Consider the following 15,630-nt stretch of genomic DNA (forward strand, 5'->3'; position numbering starts at 1 on the left):
ATTGCGCCACTGGCCCGAGGACTAGCGTCCCCCGACCTGAACCGCCTGCATGAACGGCCAGGTCGGCCTACCCCACTCCGAAGGCAGCGGCGGAAATGGCGCCGCATTCCGGATCTGCTCCATCACGGCTTGATCCAACGCGGAGTCTCCGGAGCTGCGTGTCAGGGAAAGGGACCGGAGCTCGCCACCGGAACCAATCAACAAGTTTACGACAAGCGTCAGGCCCTTCTCATATTTGGAGGACACGCGCTGTACGTAGCGCCGAATACGGGATTGTATTTTACCTTTATAATTCGCGACGGCGGCATCACCCGAGCCCGTATGTCGGGCGTTCGCTTGCGAATTGGTGTCCGCCTGCGCCGTCTCGGTACCCTCGGCGGACCCTCGCTTGGTATCCTCCCGGCCCTCCCCTCGTGACCCCGACTTTGCCTTGACGACCTTTGCGGCAGGCTTCTTGACTTCCTTCGGCTTCTCGACTGGCCTCGGCTTTTCCACGGGCGTTACTGCTGCCGCGGGCGGCTCGATTGGCTGGGCTTCGGCGACCTCGGCCTCCATGGGCTGCACCGGTTCGGCCGGCTGAATGACCGTCGTCTCGGCCGGTGCCTGCGTCGCCAATATCTGCGGCTGCTCCGGCACGACTGTCGTGGGTTGAGCCTGCTCGACAGGCGCGACGGGTTCGGCACTTTGCGCCTGCTGTGTCTCGGCTTCCTGTGGCTGAACGACATCCGGCCGCAGTGGCTGAGTCTCTTCCGGCGTTACCTCGGTCGGCTGAACCGTCTGCGGCTGCACGGCCTCGGCCATCACCTGTTCAGGTTCGGTCTGCGGCATCTCCTCGCCGGCAGCCATCTGATCCGTATCGGAATTGCCGATCATGATAACGCTGACCGTATCGCCCGCCTCCTCCTGCGCCTCTTCCGGCGCCGCGACGAAGGTCACCAGCAACACCGCAACGATCACGGCATGGAACAGGCAGGACCCCATGCCGGAGAAAAGAAGCGATGTCTTGCGCCCAGCAACGAGCTCACGCGGCCTTTCGGGCAGCGCGTCCATCGGCAGGTGTTCCGCCGTCTCGGCAGGCGCGGCTTCACCTGGGTGATCCGGAAAAGAACTGATCTCGGTAAATCGGCTGTAATGCGCGACCGCTTCGCCGGCCGGCGGTCGCGGCGCGCCGTCGAGGCCGGTCAGCTCGTGGCCCGGCAGCACGCTCGGATAGTTGTCATTCATGCCACCGCCTGAACGGCGGCGCTCCATGGAAACCTTCGCCGAGCGCATCGCCATGGCGTCAACCCTCGAACGGAACTGATGTCTGCGAACGAGTCGTCAGCGCCGCCTTACATTCGCCGGCTGCGGGGCCGTCGCATACCGGCGTATCATTGATGATGATGCGCGATACGGTCTCGCACTTCACGCCTGGCATGTCGAATTGCCGCACTCGCTTCTTGCCGAGCGGCAGGTCGCGGAAGTCGAGAACGGTGACACGGTCGACCGCGTTCTTGTCGTTGAAAAAGGCGAGTTCGAAGGAAATCTTGTTGATCGGCGTCGCCATGTCGTTTTCGGCGACGAAGGTCATCATGCACCCCTTCTGCGAAGGCGCCAGCGCGTTGAGCTCGACGTCGAGCTTGTGAGCAACTGCCGAGCTGGGTGCCGCTGCCGCATTCGCATCCTGGGCGAAGGCGGGAAGAGAGGATGCCGTGGCAAACAACCCCGAGATAGCCAGCGCCAGGATCGTTTTCGTCAGCATCGGCATGCCTCCTGAATAGGTTTTGACGCGTACCTTCCCGGCCGGCGGCCTTGGCGTGTAGCGTCGAATTTTTAAACTTGACTTTGTCAGTCTCCTATTGCGTCTTTATGAAACCATGACTATGAGAGTCAAGTTAAATTTGGCCGGACAAGGGTTCGGCCACCGATGAATTTTCAGGCAAAACTAAACAGGATGATTGCTGAGAAGACCCCAACGCCGCCGCTGGAATGCACGGCCGCACCGCAGATAAGAATTGTCGAGAGCGCGGATATTTTCCGTGGCCAGACGGAAATCATGATCAAGCACCAGGGCGTTATCTACCGCATGAAGATTACGCGCCAAGGCAAACTCATACTCAACAAATAGGCATGACAGATGACTGAGACGACCCGACCGACCCCCGCCGAAATCCGCGCCTTCCGCGCCGAAAACCCGAAGATGCGCGAGCGTGACATCGCTGCCCGCCTGGATATTTCCGAAGCTGCCCTGGTTGCGGCCGAAGTCGGCATTTCGGCCATCCGTATCGATGCAAATGTCGATCGCTTTCTGGAGCGGATTGCCTCGGTCGGCGAGATCATGGCGCTGTCACGCAATGAAAGCGCCGTGCACGAGAAGATCGGCGTCTATGAAAATATGAAGTTCGGCGTGCAGGCGGCCATCGTGCTGGGCGAGAATATCGACCTGCGCATCTTCCCGAAGCGCTGGGTGCATGGCTTTGCCGTCACCAAGACCGATGGCGATCAGAAAAAACTGAGCCTGCAGTTCTTCGACAAGGCCGGCGATGCCGTCCACAAGGTGCATCTGCGCCCCGACTCGAATATTGAAGCTTATCACGCCATGGTCGCGGAACTGCGCATCGAAGACCAGTCGCAGGAATTCGCCGAAGATCGCTCGGGCTATGACAATGGCGCGACGGATGGCGACGTCAGCCGTGACGAATTGCGCGACCATTGGAGCCGCATGACGGACACGCACGAATTTTTCGGCATGCTGAAGAAGCTGAAGATCGGCCGCCAGGATGCGATCCGCACCGTCGGCGACGATTATGCATGGAAGCTCGATGCCGGTGCGGTCGCCGAGATGATGCACGCCTGCGTGCGCGAGGGACTGCCGATCATGTGCTTCGTCGCCAATGAGGGCACGGTGCAGATCCACTCCGGCCCGATCCACAATGTGCAGACCATGGGTCCGTGGATCAATGTCATGGATCCGACCTTCCATCTGCATCTGCGGATGGATCACATCGCCGAGGCCTGGGCCGTGCGCAAGCCGACCAAGGACGGCCATGTCACCTCGCTCGAAGCCTATAATGCCAAGGGCGAAATGATCATCCAGTTCTTCGGCAAGCGGAAGGAAGGCTTCGACGAGCGCCCCGATTGGCGCGCCATCATCGAAAGCCTGACAAGAGCCGGCACCAGTGTCGCCGCATGAGGGATGGTTCATGACGATGTTTAGGAACTTCAAGCGCATCAGGCCATGGGAAGTCACCCTGACCATGGTGGTGATGGCGTTACCGCTCCTGCCGGTCAATCCGGTCGCCGGCTTCGGCAGCCTCGTGCGCCATGCGCATGCCGCCGAAACGTCCAAGCTGGATACCTCACGCCTCGTTTCCATCGGCGGCGATGTCACCGAGATCGTCTATGCGCTCGGTGAGGAAAAGCGGCTCATCGCCCGCGACTCCACGAGCCTCTATCCGAAGGAAGCAACCAAGCTTCCCGATGTCGGCTATATGCGCGCCTTGTCTCCGGAAGGCATCCTGGCCGTCAATCCGACCGCCATCATCGCCGTCGAGGGTTCCGGCCCGCCGGAAGCACTGGCCGTGCTGCGCAACGCCAGCCTGCCCTTCGAAACCGTGCCGCAGCACTATGACCGCGACGGCATTCTGAAGAAGATAGAGATCGTCGGCGCGCTGCTCGGCGTGCCGGAAAAGGCGAAGGCACTGGAAGTCAAGGTCGGAGCCGATCTCGATGCGGCGATCGCCGATTCCGCCAAGCGTCCGGAGGCCGAGCGCAAGCGGGTGCTCTTCGTGCTCAGCAACCAGAATGGCAAGATCCTCGCATCGGGCAGCAACACGGCTGCCGATGGCATCATCAAGCTCACAGGCGCCGTCAATGCGATCAGCGGCTTTTCCGGCTACAAGTCGGTGACCGATGAAGCGATCATCGAAGCCAAGCCCGACGTCATCCTCATCATGGATCGCGAAGGCCCGCTGTCGATATCGAACGAGGACCTTCTCAAGCAGCCGGCGATTTCGCTCACGCCGGCCGCCAGCCACAAGGCGATCGTGCGCATGGACGGCCTGCATCTGCTCGGCTTCGGACCGCGCACCGCGAGCGCCATTCGCGAGCTGAACGCCGCGATCTACGGAGGCTGACGTGGCATTCAACGATGCCATGGCGGGATTGAAGCAGATGTCGCAAAACACGGCACGCCGTCGCGAGGGAGATCGCACCGCGCTTGCGGTCCTCGTCATCGCCGGTCTCGTTCTGGTTTCGGCAGCCGCATTTCTCTTCTCCATCACGACAGGCGCCTCGAATGCTTCGGTCATCGACGTGATCGCTGGCATGCTGGGCGGCGGTACGGAAAGCGCACTCAGCAATCGCGACCGCATCGTCATTTTCGACATCCGCCTGCCGCGCGCCATTCTCGGCTTCCTGATCGGCGGCGGACTGGCGGTATCGGGGGCGGTCATGCAGGGCCTCTTCCGCAACCCCTTGGCCGATCCGGGTCTGATCGGCGTATCCGCCGGCTCCAGCCTCGGCGCCGTGTCCATGATCGTCCTTGGCGGTGGCGTGCTTGCTCCGGTCGCGCATTTTCTCGGCATCTTCGCCCTGCCCATTGCGGCTTTCATCGGTGGCCTGGTGACGACCATGCTGCTCTACAAGGTCGCAACCCGGCAGGGGCAGACATCCATCGCGACCATGCTGCTTGCGGGCATTGCGCTCGGTTCGCTCGCTCTCGCGGCAACCGGAATCCTCATCTACATGGCCGACGACCGGCAATTGCGCGACCTCACCTTCTGGAGCATGGGATCGCTGGCGGGCTCGACCTGGAGCAAGGTCAGCGGTGCCGGCCCCATCATCCTGCTTTCCCTGCTGCCGCTTCCCTTCATGGCGCGCGGCTTGAATGCGCTGACGCTCGGCGAGGCGGCAGCCTTCCACATGGGGATATCAGTCCAGCGGCTGAAGAATATCGCCGTGGTCAGCGTCGCGGCGGCGGTCGGCGCCTCCGTCGCCGTCAGCGGCGGCATCGGCTTCGTCGGCATCGTGGTGCCGCATATCCTGCGCATGGTCATCGGACCTGATCACCGCTTCCTCCTGCCGGCGTCCGCTCTGCTGGGCGGCGCATTGCTGATCGTTGCCGATGTGGTGGCACGCACCATGGTTTCCCCGGCTGAGTTGCCGATCGGCATCCTGACGGCCGGCGTCGGCGGCCCCTTCTTCCTGTGGATGCTGCTGCGACAGCGCTCGCGGCTCAGCCTGTGAGCCTGCGATGATCGATGTCTCCAATCTCAGCGTCCGGCTTTCCGGCAAGGCCGTCGTGCAGGATATGTCCTTCACGGCCGAGGCCGGAACGCTGACGGCGATCTGCGGCCCGAACGGCTCCGGCAAGACCACCACGATGAAAGCGATCTCCGGCGAACTGGCCTATCACGGCTCCGCGCAGATGAACGGCGCCGAAATCGGCAAGCTGGAAGCCTGGCGGCTTGCCGAAATGCGGGGTGTCCTGCCGCAGGCAAGCTCCATCTCCTTTCCCTTCACCGTCCGTGAAATCGTTCGCATGGGCCTAACCAGCGGGCGCAACCGTCACCCGGAGCAGGCCGACCGCACGGCTGCGGAGGCCCTTGCCGCCGTCGATCTTGGCGGCTTCGAAGGGCGCTTCTACCAGGAGCTTTCCGGCGGCGAACAGCAGCGCGTGCAGCTTGCCCGCGTGCTCTGCCAGATCCCGGAACCCGTCATCGACGGCAAGCCCTGCTGGTTGCTTCTCGACGAGCCGGTCTCCAGCCTCGATATCAGTCACCAGCTCACCATCATGACGCTTGCCCGGCAATTCTGCCGGCGTGGCGGCGGCGTCGTCGCAGTGATGCACGATCTCAACCTGACTGCGCTCTTCGCCGACCGGATGCTTCTGCTCAAGAACGGCCGGCTGCAGGCCGAGGGCTCGGTCAAAGACGTGCTGACCGACCGTCATCTTCAGGACGTCTTCGGCTGCAACCTGCGGGTTAACCGCATTCCCGCCGACGGCGTCCCCTTCGTTCTCGCGCACAGCGCGCTGATCGACTGACCCTGCTTCAATCGAGCATTCCGGAACTTTTTGTTGCATCCGCGCGTTGAAACCATGCGATCGAAAACAACGTTTCGAACGCTTGATCGTTTGGTCCGCCGAAGGATCTCCGATCATCGCGAACGAAAGGTGTCCTCCAAGGCACCCAAGCAAAGCGAAAGGGAGCTGAACATGGCTACATCCATTCTCCATTCGATGCGCGGCAAGCGCAACGGCGGCAGCCTGCGGGATGTCGAGGCAAGCATTGAAGAGCAGATCGAATCGCTGCGCGAGGAAGTTGCAGCCTTCGCTAAGCTGATCAGTGAGAGCGGCGCCAAGCAGAGCAGGAAATTGCGCACCAGCGCCGAGTCCGGTTTCGATGATTTGACGGTTCGTGGCGAGGAGCTGCTACGGGATCTCCAGCGCGGCTATGCAATAGGCTCGCGCGAAATGCGCAGAACCGTGCGTCAGCATCCCGTCGCCACCATTGGCGCGGCCGCTGCATTCGGCCTTGCCGTCGCCCTGCTTCTGTCTCGCCGCTAGGGTGGCGGGATGATCGCTCCGATCCTTGGCCTGCTTCTGTCGGGCACCTTCAACCGCACCGTTGCGCGGACCAAGCGCAACGGTATTTTCATCGCCATCGCGGTTCTCCTGTTGCTGACAGCCTATGCCTTCGCCTTGATCTCGGCCGCCATCTGGCTTGCGACGATCTACGGAGCGGCCGTCTCGGCGCTGCTGATCGCGGCAGGCGCATTGCTGCTCGGGCTGATCGTCCTTGTCATCATGGCCATCATCAACCAGCGGGAACAGCGCCGGGCCCGCGAGCGGCGGCTGGCAATGGAGTCGATGGCGGCGGCGGTCCTCGGCCTCGTGCGCAAGCAGCCGCTGTTGACCGCGGCCGTTGCAGCGGCTCTCGTATTTGGCAACCTCTTCGCCACGAGCGACGACGACGATTGATCCGCCGGCCTTCAAAGCCTGCCACGGTGTTCGAAGAGAAATCGGGTGTAATACGTCCGCTTCGTCAAGCGGAGGCGCAAATCCCCTTGTGAAATGATTTCAATGGAAGAAAACCCGGTCGAAAGACCGGGTTTCCATCAGAAGGCGAATGCCTTGGAGGTCAGCGGCGCGGACGTGGCATCCGGACCGAAATCCGCCTCGCCGGAAATACCCAGCAGCTCCTGCAGGCGCTGGCGGGCGCGGTTGACGCGGCTCTTGATGGTGCCAACGGCGCAGCCGCAAATCTCGGCGGCTTCCTCATAGGAAAATCCGGAAGCACCCACCAGGATGATGGCTTCGCGCTGATCCGGCGGCAACTGATCCAGCGCTTTCCGAAAATCCTGCAGGTCGACCGCCCCATATTGAGAGGGGTGGGTTGCCATGGATTCGGTAAACACGCCGTCAGTGTCCTGCACCTCACGGCCGCTCTTGCGCATCTGGCTGTAGAGCTCGTTTCGCAGAATGGTGAAGAGCCAGGCTTTCATATTCGTGCCCATCTCGAAATGATCCTGCTTGGCCCACGCCTTCATGATCGTGTCCTGGACAAGATCGTCGGCTCGATCGTGGCGGCCGGTCAGGGAGATAGCGAAGGCACGCAGGCTCGGAAGGGCCGCGAGGAGTTCACGCTTGAAGCTCGATTGCGTTTCCATCACGCCCACCTCCTATTCGGAGACCTTTGCGGAAGCCAGGCGTTCGGCCTGATCGAGCTTCTCAAGCAGATCGAGAAAGCGATCGGGAATGGCTTCGTCCTGCATGGTCGCATAGAACGAACGCAGCCGGTTGCCGATTTGATTGTTGGGGTCGAGGATATCTACCGCGCGCAGGTCTGATGTCTTCTTGTCTGCGTCCTCGTGATTTTGGATAGTCATTATCGCCCGCTCGCTTCTCAATTGTCTCGCGTTCATGGATAAGCGCACCTTTGCCTCCCTCAGGAGGCGGATTGACCTCATTCAAACCTGTTGCCTAACGAATCGTAAAGGATGAGGCTTGCCGATTGTAAGCATTGTAATGCGACTGCCTAAAAAAAGTTCCGACAAAGAGGAACTTTTTTACTCAACTGACGTTTATTAGTCATTGCAGCGTCTGCGCTGTATTTAATTAGAATTTGATAAAGGGCGGGAGCCGTTGATGACACTTTCCACACGCATTGCGCCGCATCTTCCGTATTTGCGGCGCTATTCACGTGCTTTGACCGGAACGCAGACGTCGGGGGACGCCTATGTTGCTGCGGTTTTGGAAGCCATCATCGCTGATATCTCCATCTTTCCCGACACGGACAGCGACCGTGTCGCTCTCTATAAACTGTTCACGAAGCTGTTCGGTTCCGTGACGCTTCAGATTCCTGAGCCAATGTCGCCCTTTGCCTGGGAACAGCGTGCCTCGGTGAACCTTTCCAAGGTGTCTCCGCTTGCCCGCCAGGCGTTCCTGCTTGCCTCCGTTGAAAGTTTCCGCCTCGGTGAGATCGCCGATATCCTTGACCTCTCGGAAAGCGAAGCCATGCATCTCCTCGACACGGCCTCCCAGGAAATCTCGCGCCAGGTGGCGACGGATATCATGATCATCGAGGACGAACCGCTGATCGCAATGGATATCGAGCAGATGGTGGAAAGCCTCGGGCATCGCGTCACCGGCATTGCCCGCACGCATGCCGAAGCCGTCGCTCTCTTTAATGCGACAAAGCCGAGCATGGTGCTTGCCGACATCCAGCTTGCGGACGGCAGTTCGGGTATCGACGCCGTCAACGACATTCTCAAGACCGCCAGCATACCGGTAATCTTCATCACCGCCTTCCCGGAGCGGCTGCTGACGGGCGAGCGGCCGGAGCCGACCTTCCTCGTAACCAAGCCGTTCAACCCCGACATGGTGAAGGCCCTGATCAGCCAGGCCCTTTTCTTTAACGAAACCACAAAGGTGGCTGCCTGATCGAAGTGCCCCCTCCGCGGCGGAACAAAGATAACGGCTGGGCGTTGGCGTTCAGAGCGGCCGGTTTACCGACTGTTATGCAGGGCGATTCTATAGGTCGGTTCAAGTTCTTGGGAATGAGAATGCCCTATCGGCGGGCTTCTCAAAATGCGAGTGAAAGGCAAGCCGGTGAATACGTCTGAACCGTTACCCGGCGCGCCTCTGAGTTTGGAAGGCAAAGCCGCTCTGATGGAGCGGGCGCTTGCAAGCGCCAACGTGTCGATCCTGTTTCAGGACGTGAATCTAGCGATCCGTTTTGCCGACAACCTGCCGGACCAGTTGCAGCCGTCCCTTGTCGTGGGAGGCAACGACTCGCATCTATTCGGTGAAAAGGATGGCGAGCATCTCTTGCGCCTGAAGCGAGGCGTGCTCGAAACCGGCAAGTCCGCGACCGCCGAGGTTGAGATCGCAAGCGGCGATGGCGTTCGCGTCTACGAGCTGAAGATGGAGCGCATCGGCGGACGGAAGCCGCAGGGCGTGCTCTCGGTCATCTCCGAAATCACCGAAAGCCGCCATCGCGAGAAGGTTCTGAAATCGCTGCTGCGCGAACTGTCGCATCGTTCCAAGAACCTGCTGGCGATCATTCAGGGCATTGCCACGCAGACCGCACGCCACACGCTTTCCGTCGACAATTTTCTCATCAAGTTCCGCGGTCGCCTGCAATCCCTCTCGAATTCGCAGGACCTCATCACGGATTCGAGCTGGCGCGGCGCTTACCTGTTCGAACTCGCGGAAAAGCAGTTCGCCCCCTACTGGCCGGATGCCGGCGTGCCGATGCCGATCTATGGCATCAATGCACATCTGACGCCCAATGCCGCCGTGCACCTGGGACTGGCGCTGCATGAATTGATCGTCAACTCCGCCTCGCATGGCGCGATTTCGACGGGTGCCACCAGCATCACGCTGAATTGCAAGGAGGCCGAACTCGACGGCAGGAAAGCAATCGAGGTAGCCTGGTCCGAGCACTTCTATACGCCCTCCGATCATGAATTCGAAGATAACAGCTTCAGCCGCACCGTACTCGAGCGCGTCGTGCCGACCTCGATGAACGGCCGCGCCGACTTCGCCGTCACGGACGGCAGCATCGGCTATCGCCTTACCATTCCCGAGACTGAATACGAGATCCTGAGACGCCGCTGAGGCGCAGATTACAGCGCCGCGCCTCTTTCAGGGCGCGCCAAAGACGCTGCGACACTTTGAAATTTGCAGTCGACAAAGGAAAACAGCCAGTGCGAGGGCGGCGCACTGGCTGCTTTGCACTCATCGGGAGGGGACCGTGAGTATAATCCTGAGATGTTATTAGGCGTGCATCAGGAGATGCGATCATCGTCAGGATACCCCCATAACGACGCTGCGGACCCTTGGTTCCATGCAGCCTCGAAAAAATTCACCTATTCTTCATATTCCCCGTAACGCCAAAGCGGCGAGGGTCGCGCTTCGGTCGATGTCCCGCCGTCGCGGGGAGATGGCCACTTCATCAGATTTTCTTTCCCCATCAGCCAAATAGAAGCCAACAAAAGCATAGGGTTGAGCGATCCAGATCGATCGGAGCCACATGCTTTCCCGCACGGCTCAGAGCGTATTTGGCGGACGGCGTGAGGGCAAAAATTTACCGTTTGATAAATTTTTTAACCTGAGTTACCGTTCCAGTACTAGCCGTTTACTATAAGAGGGAACTTCAATGGGACGACTGGAAACTGGGATTCATAAAGGCAGGCTCACGCCCGCCGAATATGATGCGAACTTTTCCGATCTTCACCCGCGCCTGAACAAGCATGAGGCGCTGGTCGCATCCGACCGCTGTTATTTCTGCTACGACGCGCCGTGCATGACGGCCTGTCCCACCTCCATCGACATTCCGATGTTCATCCGCCAAATCTCGACGGGCAACCCGATCGGTTCGGCCAAGACGATCTTCGACCAGAACATCCTGGGCGGCATGTGCGCCCGCGTCTGTCCCACCGAACAGCTCTGCGAGCAGGCTTGCGTGCGCAACACCGCCGAAGAGCGCCCGGTCGAAATCGGCCGGCTGCAGCGCTATGCGACCGACGCGGCGATGGCCGAGGACAAGCAGTTCTATTCGCGTGCCGAATCCACCGGCAAGAAGGTCGCCGTCATCGGCGCCGGCCCGGCCGGGCTCGCTTGTGCCCACCGGCTCGCCGTCAAGGGTCATGATGTCACCATCTTCGACGCCCGCGAAAAGGCCGGCGGCTTGAACGAATACGGTATCGCCACCTACAAGGCGGTCGACGACTTCGCCCAGAAGGAAGTGGATTACGTGCTCGCCATCGGCGGCATCGAGGTGAAGAACGGCCAGGCGCTCGGCCGCGATTTCAGCCTCTCGGACCTCTCCCAGCAATATGACGCGGTTTTCCTCGGCCTCGGCCTTGCCGGCGTCAACGCGCTGCGCGCCGAAGGCGAGGAGCTTGATGGCGTCGCCGATGCGGTCGCCTACATCGCCGAACTGCGTCAGGCCGGCGACAAGGCCGATATCGCCATCGGCCGCCGCGTCGTCGTCCTCGGCGGCGGCATGACCGCGATTGATGCGGCCGTGCAAGCAAAGCTGCTCGGCGCCGAAGAGGTGACGATCTGTTATCGTCGTGGCAAGGAACACATGAACGCCTCGGAATTCGAGCAGGATTTGGCCGCCTCCAAGGGTGTCATGATCCGCCACTGGCTCGCTCCGAAGCGGATCCTCGACAAGGACGGCAAGGTCGCCGGTATCGAGGTTGAGTACACAGAACTGCGCGACGGCAAGCTGACCGGCACCGGCGATGTCGGCGTCATTGCCGCCGATCAGATCTTCAAGGCGATCGGCCAGACGTTCGAGGTATCAGGCCTGGGTGCATTGCGCGTGGAATCCGGCCGCATCGCCATCGACGGCGAAGGCCGAACCTCGATCGAAGGCGTATGGGCCGGCGGCGACTGCGTGCTCGGCGGCGACGACCTGACGGTCTCGGCCGTAGCCCAAGGCCGCGATGCGGCCGAATCCATCAACCATGCGCTCGCTGCCGCCAAGTCGGCCGCTGCAGTCGCCTGAAAGGAGAATCGATATGGCTGATCTCCGTAATAATTTCGTCGGCATCAAATCCCCGAATCCGTTCTGGCTGGCCTCGGCGCCGCCGACCGACAAGGCCTACAACGTCGAGCGCGCTTTCAAGGCGGGCTGGGGTGGCGTCGTCTGGAAGACGCTCGGCGAAGAAGGCCCGCCGGTCGTCAACGTCAACGGGCCGCGCTATGGCGCGATCTGGGGCGCCGACCGCCGCCTGCTCGGCCTCAACAACATCGAGCTGATCACCGACCGCGACCTCCACACCAACCTGCGCGAAATGAAGCAGGTGAAGAAGAACTGGCCGGATCGCGCCCTGATCGCCTCGATCATGGTTCCCTGCGTCGAGGATGCCTGGAAAGCCATCCTGCCGCTGGTCGAGGAAACCGAGGCAGACGGCATCGAGCTGAACTTCGGCTGTCCGCACGGCATGTCCGAACGCGGCATGGGTGCCGCGGTCGGACAGGTGCCGGAATATATCGAAATGGTCGTGCGCTGGTGCAAACAATACACCCGCATGCCCGTCATCACCAAGCTGACCCCGAATATCACCGATGTCCGCAAACCGGCCCGTGCCGCCAAAGCCGGCGGCACCGACGCCGTATCGCTGATCAACACGATCAACTCGATCGTATCGGTCGATCTCGACAATTTCGCCCCGAATCCGACCGTCGGCGGCAAAGGCAGCCATGGTGGCTATTGCGGCCCGGCGGTGAAGCCGATCGCGCTCAACATGGTAGCGGAGATCGCCCGCGATCCCGAAACCTACGGCCTGCCGATCTCCGGTATCGGCGGCATCACCACCTGGCGCGATGCGGCCGAATTCCTGGCGCTTGGCGCCGGCAATGTGCAGGTCTGCACGGCGGCGATGACCTATGGCTTCAAGATCGTCGAAGAGATGATATCAGGCCTTTCCGACTGGATGGACGAGAAGGGGCACCGGAGCCTGGATGACATCATCGCCCGCGCCGTGCCGAATGTCTCCGACTGGCAGTATCTCAACCTCAACTACATCGCCAAGGCCAAGATCGACCAGGACGCCTGCATCAAATGCGGCCGCTGCTACATCGCCTGCGAGGATACCTCGCACCAGGCAATCACCAACATGGTCGATGGCGCCAGGCATTTCGAGGTGATGGACGAGGAATGCGTCGGCTGCAACCTCTGCGTCAGCGTCTGTCCGGTCGAAAACTGCATCACGATGGAGGAGCTGCCGGCCGGCAGCCTCGACAAGCGCACCGGCAAGATCGTCGACCCGAACTACGCCAACTGGACGACCCATCCGAACAATCCGATGGCCCAGCAGGCGGCGGAGTAACAAAGGTCGCTCTCTATGAATAAGCTTTCGCACCCATGCTCGATGACATGGATGCGAAAGCCGAACCGCTGAGAATGACAGTAAGAATTCCGAACTAAGGCTGGCGAATGCCAAGCCCATCGACGAAAAGCTGTTCCAGATAGCGTGCGGCGTCCTCGAAGCGCCCCTCGCCCGAATGATCCTCGCCGAGCACGGCGCGCACCTGCACGTCGAAATCCGCATAATGCTGCGTGGTCGACCAGATCGAGAAGATCAGGTGATAGGGGTCGCATTTGGCGATCTTGCCGTTCCGGGCCCAGGCGCGGATGACCTCCGCCTTCTCGTCGACAAGGGCTTTCAACGGCCCGCGCAGCTCGTCCTCCACATGCGGCGCGCCCTGCAGCATCTCATTGGCGAACAGCCGGCTTTCGCGTGGAAAATCGCGGGCCATTTCGAGCTTGCGGCGAATGTAGGAGCGGATCTCGCTTTCCGGATCACCATTGGCATCGAAGGCGCGCAACGGTTCCAGCCAGGTAAACAACACCCGGTCGATCAAAGCCCTATGCATGGCCTCCTTGGTGCGGAAATAGTAAAGCAGATTGGGCTTCGACATGCCGGCGACTTCGGCGATCTGATCGATGGTCGAGCCACGAAAGCCGCTGACGGAAAATACGTCCAGCGCGGCTTCCAGTATGATTTCCTCTTTCTCTTCCTGGATACGGGTGCGGCGCTGCGTCCTGGCGGCTCTGGGGATGGCCATATCTGCTCTGTTTCTCCTTGAAATCCAAGCCTTTCGGCCGCACCCTCATTCACCCTGTCGATGCGCCGGATTTAGGCAATCGCCTGAAATTTTATCGGAAATTTTCGTGCTTTTCGTCTTGAGCCGCGCCACGGAAGTTGTAATGTTTACCAATCGGTCAAATTATCCGTCAGATGTTTCTTAAAGGCAACTGGGGATTTTCCGGGCGAGAAAAACAAGACAACGCTCCGGATAGGCCAACGGGAACAATCGGGCATGCGCCTTGCATGCCCCGGGACAAACAGGTGAGGATTGCATCATGGTGGCAGCGCCAGGAGAAAACATGCGTATCAATGGCGATCGCCTTTGGGATACGCTGATGGACATGGCGAAGATCGGCCCCGGTATTGCCGGCGGCAACAATCGCCAAACCCTAACGGATGCCGACGCCGAGGGGCGCAGCCTTTTCAAGTCCTGGTGCGACAAGGCCGGCATGACGGTCGGTGTCGACAAGATGGGCACGATGTTCGCGACCCGTGCCGGCACCGATCCGAACGCGCTGCCGGTTTATGTCGGTTCGCATCTCGATACCCAGCCGACCGGCGGCAAATATGACGGTGTGCTCGGCGTGCTCGCCGCGCTTGAAGTCGTCCGCACGATGAACGACCTCGGCATCAGGACCAAGCACCCGATCGTGGTCACCAACTGGGCCAACGAAGAAGGCGCGCGCTTCGCGCCCGCCATGTTGGCTTCCGGCGTCTTCGCCGGCATGCATACGCTGGAATTCGCCTATGGCCGCAAGGATCCCGAAGGCAAGACCTACGGTGAGGAGCTGGAGCGCATCGGCTGGCTGGGCGACGAAGAGGTAGGCGCCCGCAAGATGCACGCCTATTTCGAATATCATATCGAGCAGGGCCCGATCCTCGAAGCCGAAGACAAGACCATCGGCGTCGTCACGCACTGTCAGGGTCTATGGTGGCTGGAATTCACGCTGACGGGCAAGGAAGCGCATACCGGCTCGACGCCGATGAACCTGCGCGTCAATGCCGGCCTTGCCATGTCGCGGATCGTCGAGATGGTGCAGAGCGTGGCGATGGAAAGCCAGCCGGGCGCCGTCGGCGGCGTCGGCCAGGTCTTCTTCTCGCCGAATTCGCGCAACGTCCTGCCCGGCAAGGTGGTCTTCACCGTCGACATTCGCACGCCCGACAAGGAAAAGCTCGACCGCATGCGCGCCAGGATCGAAGCGGAAGCAAAGGAGATCTGCGACGCCCTCGGCGTCGGCTGCTCGGTGGAAGCCATCGGCCATTTCGAGCCGGTAACCTTCGATCCGAAACTCGTCGCATCGGTGCGCAGCGCCGCCGAGAGGCTCGGCTACAGCCACATGAACCTCATTTCCGGCGCCGGCCACGATGCCTGCTGGGCCGCCAAAGTCGCCCCCGCCACGATGGTCATGTGCCCTTGCGTCGGCGGCCTCTCGCACAACGAGGCCGAAGAAATCTCCAAGGAATGGGCGACCGCCGGCGCGGACGTGCTGTTCCACGCAGTCGTCGAGACGGCGGAGATCGTGGCTTGACGGCCACGAT

Annotated in this window: 17 protein-coding genes; 12 read left to right on the plus strand and 5 right to left on the minus strand. The window is 61.0% G+C overall.

Annotated elements, in window-relative coordinates:
- Positions 1-21: 21 nt before the first annotated feature.
- A complete protein-coding gene (locus tag CCGE531_RS14185; RefSeq protein ID WP_120664740.1) occupies positions 22-1,278 on the minus strand; it encodes a TonB family protein in 1,257 nt (418 codons plus the stop codon).
- A 4-nt stretch (positions 1,279-1,282) separates the two neighbouring features.
- Complete coding sequence (locus tag CCGE531_RS14190; RefSeq protein WP_120666839.1) at positions 1,283-1,741, minus strand: hypothetical protein; 459 nt, start codon at positions 1,739-1,741, stop codon at positions 1,283-1,285.
- 192 nt (positions 1,742-1,933) lie between these two features.
- On the opposite strand from CCGE531_RS14190, the gene CCGE531_RS14195 reads away from it, so the two are divergent.
- From CCGE531_RS14195 to CCGE531_RS14225, 7 genes are all read left to right on the plus strand, one after another.
- Positions 1,934-2,107: a hemin uptake protein HemP gene (locus CCGE531_RS14195; RefSeq protein WP_120664741.1), complete on the plus strand. Its 174-nt coding sequence runs from the start codon at positions 1,934-1,936 to the stop codon at positions 2,105-2,107.
- A gap of 9 nt (positions 2,108-2,116) precedes the next feature.
- The gene (locus CCGE531_RS14200; protein ID WP_120664742.1) at positions 2,117-3,172 is read left to right on the plus strand and encodes a ChuX/HutX family heme-like substrate-binding protein; all 1,056 of its coding nucleotides are present in this window, start codon (positions 2,117-2,119) and stop codon (positions 3,170-3,172) included.
- Positions 3,173-3,182: 10 nt separating this feature from the next.
- A complete protein-coding gene (locus CCGE531_RS14205; protein ID WP_120664743.1) occupies positions 3,183-4,115 on the plus strand; it encodes a hemin ABC transporter substrate-binding protein in 933 nt (310 codons plus the stop codon).
- Between the two features lie 37 nt (positions 4,116-4,152).
- Positions 4,153-5,226, plus strand: a complete 1,074-nt coding sequence (locus CCGE531_RS14210) for an iron ABC transporter permease (RefSeq protein WP_205586499.1) — start codon at positions 4,153-4,155, stop codon at positions 5,224-5,226.
- 7 nt (positions 5,227-5,233) lie between these two features.
- On the plus strand, positions 5,234-6,025 hold the full coding sequence (locus CCGE531_RS14215; RefSeq protein ID WP_120664745.1) for a heme ABC transporter ATP-binding protein: 792 nt from the start codon (positions 5,234-5,236) through the stop codon (positions 6,023-6,025).
- Positions 6,026-6,196: 171 nt separating this feature from the next.
- The gene (locus CCGE531_RS14220; RefSeq protein ID WP_120666841.1) at positions 6,197-6,547 is read left to right on the plus strand and encodes a DUF883 family protein; all 351 of its coding nucleotides are present in this window, start codon (positions 6,197-6,199) and stop codon (positions 6,545-6,547) included.
- 9 nt (positions 6,548-6,556) lie between these two features.
- Positions 6,557-6,961: a hypothetical protein gene (locus CCGE531_RS14225; RefSeq protein ID WP_120664746.1), complete on the plus strand. Its 405-nt coding sequence runs from the start codon at positions 6,557-6,559 to the stop codon at positions 6,959-6,961.
- A gap of 137 nt (positions 6,962-7,098) precedes the next feature.
- Here the strand turns inward: CCGE531_RS14225 and CCGE531_RS14230 are convergent, their stop codons facing one another.
- Both CCGE531_RS14230 and CCGE531_RS14235 read right to left on the minus strand, forming a co-directional pair.
- On the minus strand, positions 7,099-7,650 hold the full coding sequence (locus tag CCGE531_RS14230; protein ID WP_120664747.1) for an RNA polymerase sigma factor: 552 nt from the start codon (positions 7,648-7,650) through the stop codon (positions 7,099-7,101).
- A gap of 12 nt (positions 7,651-7,662) precedes the next feature.
- Entirely contained in the window at positions 7,663-7,869 is a 207-nt protein-coding gene (locus CCGE531_RS14235; protein ID WP_120664748.1) for a NepR family anti-sigma factor, read from the minus strand.
- Between the two features lie 259 nt (positions 7,870-8,128).
- Between CCGE531_RS14235 and CCGE531_RS14240 the strand changes: the two genes are divergently transcribed.
- The 4 genes from CCGE531_RS14240 (at position 8,129) to preA (ending at position 13,329) form a co-directional block, all read left to right on the plus strand.
- Positions 8,129-8,923: a response regulator gene (locus CCGE531_RS14240; protein ID WP_120664749.1), complete on the plus strand. Its 795-nt coding sequence runs from the start codon at positions 8,129-8,131 to the stop codon at positions 8,921-8,923.
- Between the two features lie 147 nt (positions 8,924-9,070).
- The gene (locus CCGE531_RS14245; protein WP_120664750.1) at positions 9,071-10,102 is read left to right on the plus strand and encodes a sensor histidine kinase; all 1,032 of its coding nucleotides are present in this window, start codon (positions 9,071-9,073) and stop codon (positions 10,100-10,102) included.
- Between the two features lie 541 nt (positions 10,103-10,643).
- Positions 10,644-12,002, plus strand: coding sequence for an NAD(P)-dependent oxidoreductase (locus CCGE531_RS14250; protein ID WP_120664751.1), 1,359 nt, complete (start codon positions 10,644-10,646; stop codon positions 12,000-12,002).
- A 13-nt stretch (positions 12,003-12,015) separates the two neighbouring features.
- Positions 12,016-13,329 (plus strand): NAD-dependent dihydropyrimidine dehydrogenase subunit PreA, encoded by a 1,314-nt coding sequence (preA, locus tag CCGE531_RS14255; RefSeq protein WP_120664752.1) that lies wholly within the window; start codon positions 12,016-12,018, stop codon positions 13,327-13,329.
- 94 nt (positions 13,330-13,423) lie between these two features.
- Here preA and CCGE531_RS14260 read toward each other — a convergent pair whose 3' ends face one another.
- A complete protein-coding gene (locus CCGE531_RS14260; protein ID WP_120664753.1) occupies positions 13,424-14,068 on the minus strand; it encodes a TetR family transcriptional regulator C-terminal domain-containing protein in 645 nt (214 codons plus the stop codon).
- 298 nt (positions 14,069-14,366) lie between these two features.
- Here CCGE531_RS14260 and CCGE531_RS14265 point away from each other — a divergent pair, with 298 nt between their 5' ends.
- Entirely contained in the window at positions 14,367-15,620 is a 1,254-nt protein-coding gene (locus CCGE531_RS14265) for a Zn-dependent hydrolase (RefSeq protein ID WP_120664754.1), read from the plus strand.
- Positions 15,621-15,630 lie beyond the last annotated feature (10 nt).

Origin of the sequence: Rhizobium sp. CCGE531, from assembly GCF_003627795.1 — a bacterium.
Lineage (GTDB): Bacteria > Pseudomonadota > Alphaproteobacteria > Rhizobiales > Rhizobiaceae > Rhizobium.